This is a genomic window from Ruegeria sp. CDSC054 (assembly GCF_059610645.1).
The window spans coordinates 1-14,666 of record NZ_JBXWOA010000020.1 but is presented as its reverse complement, the minus strand read 5'-3'; the positions used below and the strand labels follow the sequence as shown (position 1 = coordinate 14,666).

At 58.8% G+C, this 14,666-nt stretch carries 14 protein-coding genes; 10 read left to right on the top strand and 4 right to left on the bottom strand.

The window, feature by feature from the left end:
- Nucleotides 1-83: 83 nt before the first annotated feature.
- The 3 genes from AC2FGC_RS22585 to AC2FGC_RS22575 are packed head-to-tail and all read right to left on the bottom strand — an operon-like array spanning nt 84 to nt 4,194.
- Nucleotides 84-662: a dimethylsulfonioproprionate lyase family protein gene (locus tag AC2FGC_RS22585; RefSeq protein WP_496783518.1), complete on the bottom strand. Its 579-nt coding sequence runs from the start codon at nt 660-662 to the stop codon at nt 84-86.
- On the bottom strand, nt 659-1,741 hold the full coding sequence (locus AC2FGC_RS22580) for an alcohol dehydrogenase family protein (protein WP_496727261.1): 1,083 nt from the start codon (nt 1,739-1,741) through the stop codon (nt 659-661). Before AC2FGC_RS22580 ends, AC2FGC_RS22585 begins: the two co-directional genes overlap by 4 nt.
- Nucleotides 1,741-4,194 (bottom strand): FAD-dependent oxidoreductase, encoded by a 2,454-nt coding sequence (locus tag AC2FGC_RS22575; protein ID WP_496727260.1) that lies wholly within the window; start codon nt 4,192-4,194, stop codon nt 1,741-1,743. Before AC2FGC_RS22575 ends, AC2FGC_RS22580 begins: the two co-directional genes overlap by 1 nt.
- Nucleotides 4,195-4,262: 68 nt before the next feature.
- Between AC2FGC_RS22575 and AC2FGC_RS22570 the strand changes: the two genes are divergently transcribed.
- The 5 genes from AC2FGC_RS22570 to AC2FGC_RS22550 are packed head-to-tail and all read left to right on the top strand — an operon-like array spanning nt 4,263 to nt 8,238.
- A complete protein-coding gene (locus AC2FGC_RS22570; RefSeq protein WP_496783516.1) occupies nt 4,263-5,150 on the top strand; it encodes a MurR/RpiR family transcriptional regulator in 888 nt (295 codons plus the stop codon).
- Nucleotides 5,147-6,235, top strand: coding sequence for an aromatic ring-hydroxylating oxygenase subunit alpha (locus AC2FGC_RS22565; protein WP_496727258.1), 1,089 nt, complete (start codon nt 5,147-5,149; stop codon nt 6,233-6,235). The genes AC2FGC_RS22570 and AC2FGC_RS22565 overlap by 4 nt, the downstream gene beginning before the upstream one ends.
- Before the next feature lie 18 nt (nt 6,236-6,253).
- Entirely contained in the window at nt 6,254-7,072 is an 819-nt protein-coding gene (locus tag AC2FGC_RS22560) for a hypothetical protein (RefSeq protein WP_496727257.1), read from the top strand.
- Nucleotides 7,073-7,096: 24 nt separating this feature from the next.
- Nucleotides 7,097-7,837, top strand: coding sequence for a sulfotransferase-like domain-containing protein (locus AC2FGC_RS22555; protein ID WP_496779054.1), 741 nt, complete (start codon nt 7,097-7,099; stop codon nt 7,835-7,837).
- A 17-nt stretch (nt 7,838-7,854) separates the two neighbouring features.
- On the top strand, nt 7,855-8,238 hold the full coding sequence (locus AC2FGC_RS22550; RefSeq protein WP_058273646.1) for a carboxymuconolactone decarboxylase family protein: 384 nt from the start codon (nt 7,855-7,857) through the stop codon (nt 8,236-8,238).
- Nucleotides 8,239-8,307: 69 nt separating this feature from the next.
- Here AC2FGC_RS22550 and AC2FGC_RS22545 read toward each other — a convergent pair whose 3' ends face one another.
- Nucleotides 8,308-8,910 (bottom strand): helix-turn-helix domain-containing protein, encoded by a 603-nt coding sequence (locus AC2FGC_RS22545; RefSeq protein ID WP_058273647.1) that lies wholly within the window; start codon nt 8,908-8,910, stop codon nt 8,308-8,310.
- A 147-nt stretch (nt 8,911-9,057) separates the two neighbouring features.
- Between AC2FGC_RS22545 and glyA the strand changes: the two genes are divergently transcribed.
- The 5 genes from glyA (at nt 9,058) to AC2FGC_RS22520 (ending at nt 14,561) form a co-directional block, all read left to right on the top strand.
- Entirely contained in the window at nt 9,058-10,311 is a 1,254-nt protein-coding gene (gene glyA, locus AC2FGC_RS22540; protein WP_108860661.1) for a serine hydroxymethyltransferase, read from the top strand.
- 11 nt (nt 10,312-10,322) lie between these two features.
- On the top strand, nt 10,323-11,705 hold the full coding sequence (lpdA, locus tag AC2FGC_RS22535) for a dihydrolipoyl dehydrogenase (RefSeq protein WP_496727255.1): 1,383 nt from the start codon (nt 10,323-10,325) through the stop codon (nt 11,703-11,705).
- A 14-nt stretch (nt 11,706-11,719) separates the two neighbouring features.
- Entirely contained in the window at nt 11,720-12,664 is a 945-nt protein-coding gene (gene lipA / locus AC2FGC_RS22530) for a lipoyl synthase (RefSeq protein ID WP_496727254.1), read from the top strand.
- Nucleotides 12,665-12,689: 25 nt separating this feature from the next.
- Nucleotides 12,690-14,060: an alanine/glycine:cation symporter family protein gene (locus tag AC2FGC_RS22525; RefSeq protein ID WP_108860658.1), complete on the top strand. Its 1,371-nt coding sequence runs from the start codon at nt 12,690-12,692 to the stop codon at nt 14,058-14,060.
- A gap of 78 nt (nt 14,061-14,138) precedes the next feature.
- Nucleotides 14,139-14,561, top strand: a complete 423-nt coding sequence (locus AC2FGC_RS22520; protein WP_496783514.1) for a universal stress protein — start codon at nt 14,139-14,141, stop codon at nt 14,559-14,561.
- The last annotated feature ends 105 nt before the right edge of the window (nt 14,562-14,666 follow it).

Sequence of the window (14,666 nt, the reverse complement as noted above, 5' to 3'; positions counted from 1 at the left end):
GAACTCCTCAATCGAGCTACTGGGCCATTTCGCAACACAGGCATGCCCACATTGGGATGGGCAGATAGGTATCGGAATGGTTTTCATGCCGCATCCATTTGTGGCAAGTCGTTCAATCCTTGTCCTCGCCAAAGAACGAAAGCCAGAATTGGCTCGTCGGTTGTTGTCATGGCGTGGCTTTGCCAGCTGCAGTGATGTCGTGTCTGATTGGGGCCGACATAAGTCTCGTCTTCATCGACACGGAACATCGCTCCACCGCCTACGATCAGATAGAGTTCTTCGGCCTGATGGCTGTGCCAATCATAATTCAGACCCGCCCCCCAGTAGGCGACGTAGCCGCGCATTTGGGTCGAGTGGAAATGCCCGGTTGGGCCGAACAGCTCATAATAGCCATAGCGGTTAAGAAAATCGGCGCCGACCTCTTCCTCCGTATAGGTGTGTTTCCACTGCGCTAGATGTGCGGTTGCCCTGATCGCGTCGGAAAGGGATCGCGTTGCGTACCCGGTCGCGAAGTCAGTTTGCTGAATCAATTCAACGGCTGGGATTTGGTATGGCTCCTGATCCGTTGGCGTCAGGTCATCAGGCCAGGCTCCGAATTCTGAAAGCTCAGGATGTGATTGATGCATCTGTCGGGCAGCTTCGAGAACGTCGTCCATCGTCATGGGATCACCACGATATTGCCGGTGTGCTGCTTGGCAATGAAAGCGGCTTGCGCTTCGCGCAACTCTTCCAGCGGAAATGTCGCGGCCAGGGCGGGCTTGATCTCACCGGCCTCGATATACTGAACGATGTTACGCATCACCTGCGGATCAATCACGGTAGAGCCGGTGAAGGTCAGGTCACGCAGGTAGAATGTGCGCAGGTCAAATTCGACCATGGGCCCGGCAATCGCGCCCGAGCATGTATAGCGCCCCCCACGTTCCAGAATGTCGATCAGGTTGGGCCAGTAGGGGCCACCAACCACGTCGGCTACAACGGTGACCTTTTCATTGCCAAGCGCCGCACGCAGGTTTTCCGGAGCGCGTGGCAGGATCATGTCCGCGCCCAGTTTCGCCACGTCTGCGTGTTTCGCCTCTGACGCCAGTGCAATGACACGGGCACCCCGGCGTTTGGCCAGTTGCACCAAGGCACCGCCAACCCCGCCCGAGGCTCCGGGCACCAGAACCGTGTCGGCGTCGGTGACGTTGGCGCGGGTCAGCATGCCCTCGGCAGTCGAATAGGAACACGAGAACGTTGCCAGTTCGGCATCCGACAGGTCGGACCGGATCGGCACCGCGTTAACCGCCAGGGTCGTGGCGTATTCGGCGAACCCACCGTCCCGTTCCGAGCCGAAATAGCCGGTTTTGTCCTTATTGCCCGGATCAGACGGGTCGCGCAGCCATCCATCGGTGATCACACGTTGACCGATCAACCCGGGGTCGACGCCTTTTCCCACGGCGACGACCTCCCCGCAGATATCAGCCCCTTGGATCCGGGGAAAAGTGATGGGCGCGCCGCCCCAGGTAGGATCCTCGTCACTGACTTCCTCGAACGCGTCGCCCGTCGTTGCATCGGTCACGGTTTTTGAGTACCAGCCGGATCGCGTGTTGACGTCGGTATTGTTTAGCCCGCAGGCTGCGACTTTGATCAACACCTCGCCGGCTGCGGGATCCGGGCGCGGCCAGTCTTTGTGCAGCACCATTTGTTCCAAGCCGCCATGGCCCATCGTGACCATGGCCTTCATTCTGTCAGGCAAGCTCATTATGCAGTCTCCAAAATAGCGTCGGTGCGGGGCAGCAGGCTTTGCGGATCATAGGCTGGTTCGCCCAGAACACAGGCCGCGCGGGGTTGGCCATGGATCACGACCTGTAACTCGGTGCCAGGGGCAGCAGCCTCGGGCTTGATGTACGCAAAGGCGAGTATCTTGCCGACCGTGTGCCCATAGACGACCGAGGCTGTTGAACCCACGACACGACTATCCAGCATCACCGCTTCTCCACCGTGGCCGTCAATTTCACCATCCGGCTCAATTTCGAGATAGGCACACACCCACGGCAAGTCAGCGTTCAGGGTTTTGTCTTTGCCCAGATACCTTTTGTCCGTACGCGCAAAGCGCAGCACATCAGCCTCGGCCAAGGTGACCTCGTTGGTCAGCTCGCCCGCGCCCTTGAACCCCTTCTCCATCCGCATCACATTCATGGCAAAGCTGCCATAGTCGGTGATGCCATGCGCCTCACCCGCGGCCCAAAGCGCGTTGTAGACGTCAAGACAGGCGGCATTGGGCATGTGAAGTTCCCATCCCAGCTCACCTGCATAGGACATGCGGAAGGCCCAGACCTTGTGGCCTGCGATGGTGATCTCCTGCGCGGACAGCCAGCGGAACCCGGCATTGGTCAGATTGGCATCGGTGCAGCGGGACAGTACGTCGCGTGACCGGGGACCGTTCAGCGACAAGGCCGACCAGTCGGTGGACAGCGCGGTAATCTGTACATCCTCACCGGCACGCTCGTGTGCCAGATGATCCAGTAGGCGCTGTTCAAAGAAGGCCGCACAGACCAGGTAGAAGCGGTCCTCGGCCTTGCGGACAATCGTCGTTTCCAATTCGATCCGCCCGCGTCGGTTCAACATATGGGTCAGCGTGATCGAGCCCACCTTTTGCGGCATCCGATTGGCGGTCAACCGGTCCAGCAGGGCGTGGGCGTCTGGACCCGAAACCTCGACCTTGGTGAAAGCGGTGACATCCATGATGCCGACCTGTTCGCGCACCGCATTGACTTCAGCCGCGACCATGTCGTCTGCCGGTGTGCGGCGGAAGGAGTAGTGATCGTGCTGCTCAACCCCATCCCGCGCGAACCAGCGGGGGCGTTCGAACCCATAGACCTCTTCATGCACCGCGCCTTTGGAGTTCAGCAGCTCATACAGCGGCGATGGCTTGATCGGGCGGCCTTCCAGACGATTGAAATGCGGGAAAGGGATTTCATGGCGCAGGCAGTAGTCTTCCTCGGCCTTGATCACCTGCCAATCCTTGGTGGCATACGCCCCAAACCGGCGCGGGTCGAATTCGCGCATCGAGATATCGGCCGCCCCATGCACCATCCAGCGCGCCAGTTCGCGGGTCAGACCTGGCCCCCAGCCGATGCCGATCTGCGTCCCGCAACAACACCAATAGTTCCGAACACCCGGCGCTGGCCCGATCAGCGGGTTGCCGTCGGGCGGGTGCGAAATCGCCCCATGCACGTCACGTTGAATGCCCAGATCAGCAAAGATCGGCATCCGGTTCAGGCTTTCTTCAAGCCAGGGTATCACCCGGTCGTAATCCGCATCGAACAGCCAGTTCTCGTATTCCCAGGGGCAATGATCATGCCAGACCGAGTTCGGGTTTTCTTTTTCGTAAATCCCGATCAGGCCGCGCTGCTGCTCCATCCGGATGTAGCCCGAGACCTTGCGGTCATCGCGGATCACGGGCAGTTCCTTGTCCAGATTCTGGAAGTCGGGCACCGGCTCGGTCACGAAGTAATGGTGGGTCATCGAGGTCATGGGCAGTTGCAGCCCCGACCATTCGCCCATCTGACGGGCATAGGTGCCGCCAGCGTTCACCACATGCTCACAAGTTATGGTGCCCTGTGCGGTCTCTACCACCCACTCGCCATTCTCGGCCTGCGTAATGTTGATGGCGCGGCAGTTGCGGAAGATGCGTACACCCTTTTGCCGCGCTCCAGTTGCCATTGCCATGGTGACGTTGGTCGGGTCCACATGCCCGTCATCAGGCGTGTGCAGTGCACCCAACACGCCTTCGAGATTGTAGAACGGGTGCAGTTCGGCCACCTTTTCAGGTCCGACCAGCTCAATGTTGAACCCCAGCGACCGGCCCACAGACAGGGTGTGACGCAACCAGTCCATCTCGTCCTCGGTATAGGCCAGACGGAACGATCCGCAGCCATGCCACGTCACCGGCTGGCCGGTTTCGGCCTCTAGCTGGCCAGAATACAAACTGATGTTGTAGTCGACGCATTTACCCAACCCAAAACTGGACGTCGAATGCGTGATCTGCCCAGCGGCGTGCCAGGTGCTGCCGCTGGTCAGCTCGGCCTTTTCAAGCAGGATGGTGTCGTCGCCCCATCCTTCATGCGCCAGATGATAGGCCAGACCGACTCCCATGACACCTCCGCCCACGATCACCACGCGGGCATGCGACGGCAGATTCTTCTCGGACATGATTTTTCCTCTTCCCGAGTCGCGTTTCTGCTCGACAGGCTAATTCCACAAATGTACCATCGTCAATCATGAATGACACAAATGTATCATCAACTGTTCTGGATCGCCTGTCCGAGGAATGGGACGCCCTTACGCCCGAAGCGCAGAAGGCCGCGCGTTACGTGCTGGAAAACCCAACCGATGTTGGAGTTTCTACCGTGCGAGAGATCGCCGAGGCGGCGAAAGTCAAACCCAACACGTTTGTCCGCATGGCGCGGCAGGTGGGGTTCGAGGGCTACGAAGATTTTCGCGCCCCGTTCCGGGATGCGATCCGGCAGGGACGAGTGTCATTTCCGGACCGCGCCCGCTGGTTGCAGGACATCGGCAAGTCAGGGGAACTGGGCGGCCTCTATGCCGATATGATCGGCGCCGCGATCCGCAATATCGAAGAAACCTTTGCCGGGATTGACGCCGCTAATCTTAAGTCCGCAGCCGAGAATATCTGGAATTGTCGCCAGATTTTCACACTGGGTGTGGGCGTCAACAATTCGAACGCACGCAATTTCACCTATCTGGCTTCAACCGGCATGAAACAGTTCCACGCTATCCCGCGTCCCGGCTCTACTCCGGTGGATGATCTGGCATGGGCTGACCAGCAGGACGTACTGATCGCCATCACCTGCCATCCCTACCGCACCGAAGTGATCGACGCGATCAAACTGGCGCGGCAACAGGGAATGACCGTCATCGGCATTTCAGACAGCCCGGCCAGCCCGGTGATCCTGAACGCACAACACGGTTTTGTCGTTGCCGCCGACACACCACAGTTCTTTCCGTCCTCGGTTTCGACCATCGCCTTGCTGGAAACGCTGCTGTCCTTTGTGATTGCCGTTTCCAGCGATGAGATCGTCGAGCGGGTAGAACGATTTCACCAACGCCGCCACCAGCTTGGCCTCTACGCGGAGGAACCCGAATGAACGCACCTCTGACGCATTCACTGGACGCCCGGTATTACACTGACCCAGCGATCTTCGAGCAAGAGATGCAGGGATTACTGGCCCGAACGTGGCAATTTGCAGGTCACGTCGCCCAGGTGCGCGAGACAGGGGATTACTTCACCTTCGAGATTGCTGGACAGAACCTTTTTTGCATTCACGGCCGCGACGGGGAAATCCGAACTTTTTACAACGTCTGCCAGCACCGCGCACATGAGATGGTGACGGGCGCAGGCAACACTCGGGTCGTGGTCTGCCCCTACCATGCCTGGACTTATGAGCTGTCCGGTCAATTGCGCGCCGGGCCGAACATCAAATCTGTACCCGGCTTTGACCGCAGTGCCATCTGCTTGAACTCGGTTCGGACCGAGGTGTTCAACGGATTCATCTTCGTCAATCTCGACGATGACGCCGCGCCGATGGATGAATGGTACCCCGGCGTGCGCGAGGAAATCCGCGCCTTTGTTCCGCATATCGACGATCTGGAACCACTGGAGTGGGTCAAGATCCCCGAGAACTGCAACTGGAAGGTCAGCATCGAGAACTACTCGGAATGCTATCACTGCCCGACCAACCACCCGACCTTTGCGGAAGGCGTGGTCAAGCCCGAGACCTATGACATCCAGCCCGACGCAGGGGGTGGTTATGTCCTGCGCCATACGACAGAGTGTCAGAGCCTCGACAAGATGACCTACCCCATCGATCTGTCGGTGCCCCATGCGGGCGATTATCAGTCGTGGTTCCTGTGGCCCATGTTCTCGTTCCAGTGCTACCCGGGCAATGTGCTCAACACTTATCACTGGCGCGCGGTCGATGCCGACCACTGCACCGTCTGGCGCGGCTGGTACACCGAGGGCGGCTCGGAAAGTGCGGTGATCCGGCAACTGGCCGTGCAGGACCGCGAAACCACGGTAGAAGAAGATATCCACCTCGTTGAATCCGTTCACCGCGGCCTGAAATCCCGCGGTTACCGCCCCGGCCCGCTGGTGCTGGACCCGGGTTGTGGCGTGATGTCGGAACACTCGATTGCCCGTTTGCAGCAATGGATGCGCGAGGCGGTGGACTAGTGATGAGGTGGCCCGCCCATGCTGATGCCTGAAGACTGGCGCCCCGAACACAAGCTGTTTCCCTATCAGGTCGGCTTTACCAGCCCGCCCTTCGACTTTGACGCGGCGCCGTCGGATTTTCTGCGCATGTGCCCTGAAACGGTCGGTGTGCATGGCTGGATGCTGCACGTCCCGAACTACGTGCACGGGTTGAACCAGCGGAAACAGAACTTCGGCATGCTCGAGGATTTCGTCCATTGTATGTCCCGCAACGGCGTCGATGTTTGCGGGCAGGTCGGTTCGAACTGGGTCCACGCCTGTGGGTTAGGCGTCGAAGGGGTCCGGCAGCATTGCGCGGATCTGTCGGACAAGTACGGCACACAGTTCCACATGGCCGGTTACGCCATGGTCGAAGCGCTGCGCGAGATGAATGTCGAAAAGGTCGCCCTGAACGCGGCCTACCACTGGCCTGAATGGTGGCGGGGCACCGTCGGATTTCTAAAAGAAGCCGGGTTCGACGTGCTGTATGCCGGTAATTTCCACGATCAGGGATGGTTCAGCAGCCAGGAGGAGGTCAATTCCTACCGCTGGGTTTTTGACGGTGATATCGCGATGAAAAGCTTCGAATACGTGGCCGAGCAGGCCCCGCAGGCCGATGCGATCCTGATCAACGGCATGTGCAATTTCCGCACGGGGCCGAATGGCCTGCCACAGCGCCCCTTGCATCTGGCGGATACGCTTGAGGCCGCGCTTGGCAAACCGGTGATCGGCCACGACATCGCGCTGTACTGGCGCATCTTCAAATCCCTCAACCTCGCGCCGGAAACACCCCGCGGGCAACTTCTGGGGCGGCTATAAACTTCACTTCAAAGGATCATCGACATGAACAAAGTCCTCGCGCTCTGGGCGGTGCCCCGCTCTACGTCCACTGCTTTTGAATGGATGATGCGACAGCGCGGAGATCTGGATTGTCTGCACGAACCCTTTGGCGAAGCGTGGTATCAGGGTGAAGACCCGCTGTGGCACAGGTTCCAGCCGGAGGATGTGACGACACCGGGCCTGACACTGGACACGGTTTGGGCCGACATTCAGGCGCGCGCGCAGAAGAGGTCTGTCTTCATCAAGGATTTCCCGCATTACATCAATCACATGTGGGACGCCGAGTTCCTGTCGAATTTCAACCACGCCTTCCTGATCCGCGATCCGGCAAAAACGATAACCTCAATGTACAAACAATGGCCCGACTTCGCCGAAGGTGAGGTCGGCTTTCCAGAACAGCGGGCCCTGTTCGATCTGGTTACAGCCCTGAACGGCACGCCCCCACCTGTTATCGACAGTGATGACCTGCTGGAAAACCCGCACGCCATGACCGAACGCTTTTGCGAAGCGGTCGGCATCCCGTTTCTGGAAGACGCGTTGAGTTGGGAACCCGGTGGCGACCCATCCGCGCACTCTTGGTGGGATGGCGGGTCGTTCCACGCCAATCTGGCCAATTCGACGGGGTTGGCTCCGCAGCCCCGCAAACATATCTCGATCTCGGACGCGCCGGATCGGGTCAAACAGGTGTACCGCCGGATGAAACCCCACTACGACCATCTGTACAAACATCGGCTGACTGGCTGATACACCGGAGAGAAAACATGGCAGACATTTTTGACGAGGACCTGTTTCTGAAAGGCCTTGAACAGCGCAAGAACACGCTGGGCGCGGAATACGTGGAAAAGAACCTGGCGGCGGCAGATGACTTTACCCGTCCGTTCCAAGAGGCGATGACCGCTTGGTGCTGGGGATTTGGCTGGGGCGATGACGTGATCGACGCCAAGACGCGGTCGATGATGAACCTGTCCATGATCGGCGCGCTTGGGAAGATGCATGAATGGGAAATTCACTGCAAAGGCGCGATCAACAACGGCGTCTCGCCCGAGGAAATCCGAGCCATCATCCACGTGATTGGCATCTACTGTGGTGTCCCACAAGCGCTGGAGTGTTTCCGCGTTGCCCGCAAGGTACTGGGCCACACCTGACCCGGTGACCGTCTTATCCAAAAAAAGCGGCCGCTGGGGCCGCTTTTATTCATGCCTTGTGCGTCGTGCTTATTCGAGTGACACCCACAGCACTTTCGCATCTTCCTCACTGGTTGAAATGCACCCGTGCCCCATCCCGCTGTCATAATAAAGCGAGTCACCAGCCTTCATCGGCAGGGGGCGATAATGCTCTGATACAAAGATCAACTCGCCGCTGATGACATACATGAACTCTTCACCCGTATGCCGGATCCAGTTTTCGAACTCCGACAGGTCGCGGGCTTTGATTGTCGCGATATAGGGCAGCATCCTCTTACTGGTCAGCTCGGGACACAGCAATTCATGTAAATAGGTCGGCGTGCTTTTTATCTCGCCTTCACCTTTCGGGGTAAAGTCGCGCCTTCCCGAAATCCCCGATTGCCCGGACTGCAGAAACAGCTGAGGGGTGCTCATATCCAGCGCCTGTGTCAGCCTGCGCACGATGTCGAAACTTGGCCGCGTCTGGTTGTTCTCGATCTTCGACAGCGTGGACCGACCGATTCCCGCCGCGCGTCCAGCTTCCTCCAAAGTCCAGCCTTTTGCACGTCGTGCATCGCGTATGGAACGCCCCAGAACCTCACCTTCGTCCTGATCTTCCGGTGAGGAAACATCACCGCGAGTCTCGTCGCCCATAAAAATCTCCCTGTTTTATCAGAGGTTACAGATTTCCCTCAAACCACACAACTTCACAAATGTGAGATATATGTTGCTTTATCTGCACTATTTCCACTATAGGAAACAAAATTTCGTACTGAGGATTCGGTGCCTGAGGAGGAAACCATGTTCAAAACGTCGCTTACCGAAGCTGATCCGGTTGTCGCAGCGTCAATTGCGCGAGAAGGCAAACGTCAGGCTGAACAGATCGAATTGATCGCGTCCGAGAATATTGTCTCGCAAGCTGTGATCGACGCGCAGGGGTCAGTCCTGACCAACAAATACGCCGAAGGGTACCCTGGTCGTCGCTACTATGGCGGCTGCGAATTTGTAGACGAAGTTGAATCCGAGGCCATCGACCGTCTGAAACAGTTGTTCGGCTGCGAATACGCAAACGTTCAGCCGCATTCGGGCGCGCAGGCAAACGGCGCTGTTAAATTGGCCCTGCTCAGCCCCGGCGACACGATCCTGGGCATGTCACTGGATGCGGGTGGCCACCTGACGCACGGTGCCAAACCAGCACAATCCGGCAAGTGGTTCCGCCCGGTTCAGTACGGTCTGACCGATGCCGGTCTGATTGACTATGATCAGGTCGAAGAACTGGCGAAAGCCGAAAAGCCGCAACTGATCATCGCTGGCGCATCCGCCTATTCGCAAAAGATCGATTTCGCCCGCTTCCGCGCCATTGCGGATGAGGTCGGCGCTTGGCTGCTGGCGGATATGGCACATATCGCCGGTCTGGTCGCAACCGGGCTGCACCCCTCGCCTATCGGCCACGCGCATGTGGTTACCTCGACCACACATAAAACCCTGCGCGGTCCGCGCGGCGGGATCATTCTGACGAATGACGAGGCGCTGGCGAAAAAGATGAATTCGGCCGTATTCCCCGGCCTTCAGGGCGGCCCCCTGATGCATGTGATTGCCGGTAAGGCTGTCGCGTTTGGCGAGGCGCTAAAGCCCGAATTCAAGGACTACATGCAACGCGTTGTGGATAGCGCATCGGCGCTGGCAAACGTCATGATGGCGCGTGGATGTGACATCGTTTCGGGCGGCACGGAAAACCACCTGATGCTGGTCGATCTGCGCCCGCTGGGCGTGACCGGCAAAGACGCAGAAGCCGCGCTGGAGCGTGCCGGTTTCACCTGCAACAAGAACAGCGTGCCGGGCGATCCGCAAAAACCTACCGTGACCAGCGGTATCCGGCTGGGTACCGCAGCAGGCTGCAGCCGCGGGTTTGGACCGGAAGAGTTCAAACAGATCGGTCACCTGATCGGCGACGTGCTCGAGGCCTTGGCCCAATCCCCCGAGGGCGACGCGAAGATCGAAGCCGAAACCCGCGAAAAAGTCCGCGCACTCTGCGCCAGCCACCCGATCTACTGAAAGACCGTTCAATGAGTATCTACGACCTAATCGTCATCGGGGGCGGACCCGGCGGATATGTTGCAGCAATCCGCGCAGCACAACTGGGCATGAAAGTCGCCTGCGTTGAAGGCCGCGGTTCGCTTGGCGGAACCTGTCTGAATGTGGGGTGCATACCCTCCAAAGCGTTGCTGACCTCCTCGGCCAAATATGCCGAGCTTGCACATCTCTCCTCCCATGGCATTGCTGTCGAGGGGGCCAGCATCGATCTGAGCTCGATGATGGGGCGCAAGGACAAGATCGTCGGCGATCTGACCAAGGGCATTGCGTTTCTGTTCAAGAAAAACGGCGTCGATCTGATCGAGGGCTGGGCCAGTATCCCCTCCGACGGGCAGGTCAAAGTTGGCGACGATGTTTATGAAGCCAAAAACATCCTGATCGCCACCGGTTCCGAGCCAACCCCGCTAAACGGGATCGAGATTGACGAGCAGGATATCCTAAGCTCGACCGGAGCGATCGCGCTGGATGCTGTTCCCGAACATCTGGTGGTCGTCGGTGCTGGCGTGATCGGCCTGGAACTTGGACAGGTCTGGTCCCGATTGGGCGCGAAGGTCACGGTTGTTGAGTATCTTGACCGCATTCTGCCCGGAATCGACGGCGAGATAGCAAAACTCGCACAGCGCGCCCTGTCAAAGCGTGGCCTGAAGTTTCAGCTGGGGCGCGCACTGAAAACCATCGACAAAACCAACGTTGGGCTGACGCTGACATTGGACCGGGTCGGCAAAGACAAGGAAGAGGTGATCGAAGCCGACAAGGTTCTGATCGCCGTCGGACGCCGCCCCGTATCGCGCGGGCTTGGGTTGGAAGATCTGGGGATAGCCCTTGACCCGCGCGGCTTCATTCAGGTGGACACGTCGTTCCGCACCTCGGTTCCCGGCATCTATGCGATTGGCGACTGTGTCCCCGGCCCGATGCTTGCCCACAAGGCCGAAGAAGACGGCGTCGCCTGTGTCGAAATGCTGGCCGGTGAAACCGGGCATGTGGACTACAATACCGTTCCTGGCGTTGTGTATACGGACCCCGAGGTCGCTTCGGTCGGTTTGACCGAGGAAGCGCTGAAAGAAGCCGGGTCCGAATACGCTGTCGGCAAGTTTGCCTTCATGGCCAACTCACGCGCGCGTTCGACTGGCGAGACAGACGGAGCCGTCAAAGTACTGGCCGACCCAAATGGCAAAATCCTGGGCGCGCATATCTGCGGCGCACATGGCGGTGACCTAATCGCCGAACTGGTTCTGGCCATGACCAAGGGCGCAACCGTCGCCGAAGTCGCCTCAACCTGTCATGCGCATCCGGCAATGGGCGAGGCCGTCAAGGAAGCCTGCCTGGACGCCATGGGCCGCGCAATTCACGCCTGAGAGGGAACAGCCAGATGACCATCCAGCTTCGCACCCGCCATCCGGAAAAAGCCAAAAAGACTGACAGCGTCATCCCGCGAAAGCCCAAGTGGATTCGCAAGAAAAAGGGCGACGGGCCCGAATATTACGAGACCCGCCGCCTGATGCGCGACCAAAATCTGACGACGGTTTGTGAAGAGGCTGCATGCCCCAACATCGGCGAATGCTGGTCCAAGCGCCACGCCACCATGATGATCATGGGCGAAGTCTGCACCCGCGGCTGTTCCTTCTGCAACGTCTCAACAGGACGCCCCAATGCACTGGACCTGTTCGAGCCGGGCCGGGTTGCTGCAGCGGTTATGAAACTAGGCTTGCGCCACGTAGTGATCACCTCGGTCGATCGCGATGATCTGGCAGACGGCGGGGCCGAGCATATCGCGCAAACCATCCGTGCCGTGCGTCATCAGAACCCCGGCACCACGGTCGAGGTGCTAACTCCCGATTTTCTGGGCAAAGGCGATGCGGCGGATGTGGTGTTCGATGCTGCCCCGGACGTGTTCAACCACAATCTGGAAACCGTTCCGCACCTGTACCCGACCGTTCGCCCCGGCGCACGCTACTATACTTCACTGCGACTTCTGGATGATGCCAAGCGCGCAAACCCAGAAATCTTTACGAAATCCGGCTTGATGGTTGGCCTGGGCGAGAGCCTGAATGACGTGCGTCAGGTCATGGACGATCTGCGCGCGGCTCAGGTCGATTTTCTGACCGTGGGTCAATACCTGCAGCCGACCCCAAAACACCATCCAATTGACCGGTTCTGGTCACCGGAGGAGTTCGCCCAACTGGAACAGATCGCAAGGTCCAAGGGCTTTTTGCATGTGTCGGCGACGCCGCTGACACGTTCCTCGTTCCACGCCGACGAAGATTTTGCCGCCCTCAAGCAGGCCCGCCAGCGGGCCATCGCCAACGGGGCATAAACCAAACGCAAATGGGAGGGAAACCATGGAAGCGTTAAATTCAATCGTAGGAGCCATCAATGGCGTCGTATGGGGGCCGCTGATGCTGGTCCTCATCCTTGGCGTCGGCTTCTTCCTGCAGGTCGGGCTGAAATTCATGCCGATCCTGAAAATCGGCACCGGCTTCAAGCTGCTGTTTGCTGGCCGCGAAGGCCAAGGTGATGGTCAGATCAGCCCGTTCAACGCGCTGATGACGTCGCTGTCGGCAACCATTGGTACCGGCAACATCGCCGGTGTGGCCACTGCTGTCTTCCTGGGCGGTCCGGGCGCTTTGTTCTGGATGTGGATGACCGCCCTGGTGGGCATGGCCACCAAATATGCCGAAGCTGTTCTGGCGGTGAAATACCGTGAAAAAGACGAGCTGGGCAATTTTGTCGGCGGCCCGATGTACTACATCAAAAACGGCCTCGGCGCGAAATGGGCATGGCTGGGCGTTGCATTTGCCCTGTTCGGCGCAGTTGCAGCCTTTGGCATCGGAAACGGCGTGCAGGCCAACGGCGTGGCGCAGGTTCTGGAATCGAACTTCGGCGTAAACACTTCGGTCACCGGCGTTGTTCTGATGGTCCTGACCGCAGCCGTTATTCTGGGCGGCATCACCCGCATCGGTGCGGTTGCTGGTAAACTGGTTCCGGCCATGGCAATTGCATACATTGTTGCAGGCCTTTTGGTTCTGATCATCAATATCGGCGAGATCGGCAACGCGCTGTCACTGGTCTTCACCTACGCCTTCACGCCGTCCGCCGCCGAAGGTGGCTTTGCAGGTGCAGCCGTTTGGGCCGCCATCCGTTTTGGTGTGGCACGTGGTGTGTTTTCGAACGAAGCCGGTCTGGGTTCGGCTCCGATTGCTCACGCGGCAGCCGAGACCAAAGGTCCGGTCAACCAGGGCCTGATCGCGATGCTGGGTACGTTCATCGACACCATCATCGTGTGCTCGATCACCGGTCTGGCGATCATCTCCACAGGTGCATGGACCTCCGGTGAATCCGGTGCGGCCTTGACCTCGCTGGCATTCGCCACGTCGCTGCCGGGTGGCGGTGCTCTGATCGCAATCGCTCTGTCGATCTTCGCCTTCACAACCATCCTCGGCTGGTCGTTCTACGGTGAAAAATGCGTCGAGTTCCTGCTGGGTGTTAAATCCCTGATGCCGTACCGCGTTCTGTGGATTGTCGCGATCTACTTCGGCGCAACCGCGGATCTGGGCTTTGTCTGGCTGCTGGCGGATACGCTGAACGCCATGATGGCCATTCCGAACCTGATCGCCCTGGCCCTGCTGAGCCCGATCGTCTTCAAACTGACGAAAGAGTTCTTTGCCTCGGGCGGCAAATCCGAAGAGCCGGGCGGCACGCCTGCCGAATAATCCGGCCCTGAAGAATACGGGGGGCCATTCCGGCCCCCCGCCTTTGAAATAGAATTCCATATCTCGAGGAGAGACGTGATGGCCACGAAAATCCTGCTGCCTATTGACCACACCGACGACCGCTCGTGGAAACTGGCCCTGCCGGTCGCACTGGAACAGGCGAAGTTCTACGGTGCCGAACTGCATGCGGTTGCCGTCATTCCCGAGATCATCCAGCTGCCGAACCTGCCCGCCAACTATGGCGCCGGTGCCAAAGAGCACGTGCGTAATGCGGTTCAAGCCATTCTGGATCATGCCAATGCCTCCGACGTTGCAATTCACATCGAAGAAGGCAGCGTCTACCGCGAAATCCTAAAGCTGGCCTACAAGGACGGCATTGATCTGATCGTCATGGCGTCGACCAAAGGCGATTTCCCGAATTATGAAATTGGCCCGAACCTGGCCCGTGTCGTACGCAACGCGCACTGCACTGTCATGGTCGTTCGTGACCAATCTCGCTGATCGAAAGGCTAGAGATATGACCGATTTAAAACGCACCCCCTTGTATGACTTGCACGTCGAACTTGGCGGTAAGTTGGTTGATTTTGCTGGTTGGGAGATGCCTGT

What these genes read in the sequence shown, in the direction of transcription:
- AC2FGC_RS22585 (WP_496783518.1), bottom strand. Translation starts at nt 662, where the DNA reads ATGACGATGGACGACGTTCTCGAAGCTGCCCGACAGATGCATCAATCA.
- AC2FGC_RS22580 (WP_496727261.1), bottom strand. Translation starts at nt 1,741, where the DNA reads ATGAGCTTGCCTGACAGAATGAAGGCCATGGTCACGATGGGCCATGGC.
- AC2FGC_RS22575 (WP_496727260.1), bottom strand. Translation starts at nt 4,194, where the DNA reads ATGTCCGAGAAGAATCTGCCGTCGCATGCCCGCGTGGTGATCGTGGGC.
- AC2FGC_RS22570 (WP_496783516.1), top strand. Translation starts at nt 4,263, where the DNA reads ATGAATGACACAAATGTATCATCAACTGTTCTGGATCGCCTGTCCGAG.
- AC2FGC_RS22565 (WP_496727258.1), top strand. Translation starts at nt 5,147, where the DNA reads ATGAACGCACCTCTGACGCATTCACTGGACGCCCGGTATTACACTGAC.
- AC2FGC_RS22560 (WP_496727257.1), top strand. Translation starts at nt 6,254, where the DNA reads ATGCTGATGCCTGAAGACTGGCGCCCCGAACACAAGCTGTTTCCCTAT.
- AC2FGC_RS22555 (WP_496779054.1), top strand. Translation starts at nt 7,097, where the DNA reads ATGAACAAAGTCCTCGCGCTCTGGGCGGTGCCCCGCTCTACGTCCACT.
- AC2FGC_RS22550 (WP_058273646.1), top strand. Translation starts at nt 7,855, where the DNA reads ATGGCAGACATTTTTGACGAGGACCTGTTTCTGAAAGGCCTTGAACAG.
- AC2FGC_RS22545 (WP_058273647.1), bottom strand. Translation starts at nt 8,910, where the DNA reads ATGGGCGACGAGACTCGCGGTGATGTTTCCTCACCGGAAGATCAGGAC.
- glyA (WP_108860661.1), top strand. Translation starts at nt 9,058, where the DNA reads ATGTTCAAAACGTCGCTTACCGAAGCTGATCCGGTTGTCGCAGCGTCA.
- lpdA (WP_496727255.1), top strand. Translation starts at nt 10,323, where the DNA reads ATGAGTATCTACGACCTAATCGTCATCGGGGGCGGACCCGGCGGATAT.
- lipA (WP_496727254.1), top strand. Translation starts at nt 11,720, where the DNA reads ATGACCATCCAGCTTCGCACCCGCCATCCGGAAAAAGCCAAAAAGACT.
- AC2FGC_RS22525 (WP_108860658.1), top strand. Translation starts at nt 12,690, where the DNA reads ATGGAAGCGTTAAATTCAATCGTAGGAGCCATCAATGGCGTCGTATGG.
- AC2FGC_RS22520 (WP_496783514.1), top strand. Translation starts at nt 14,139, where the DNA reads ATGGCCACGAAAATCCTGCTGCCTATTGACCACACCGACGACCGCTCG.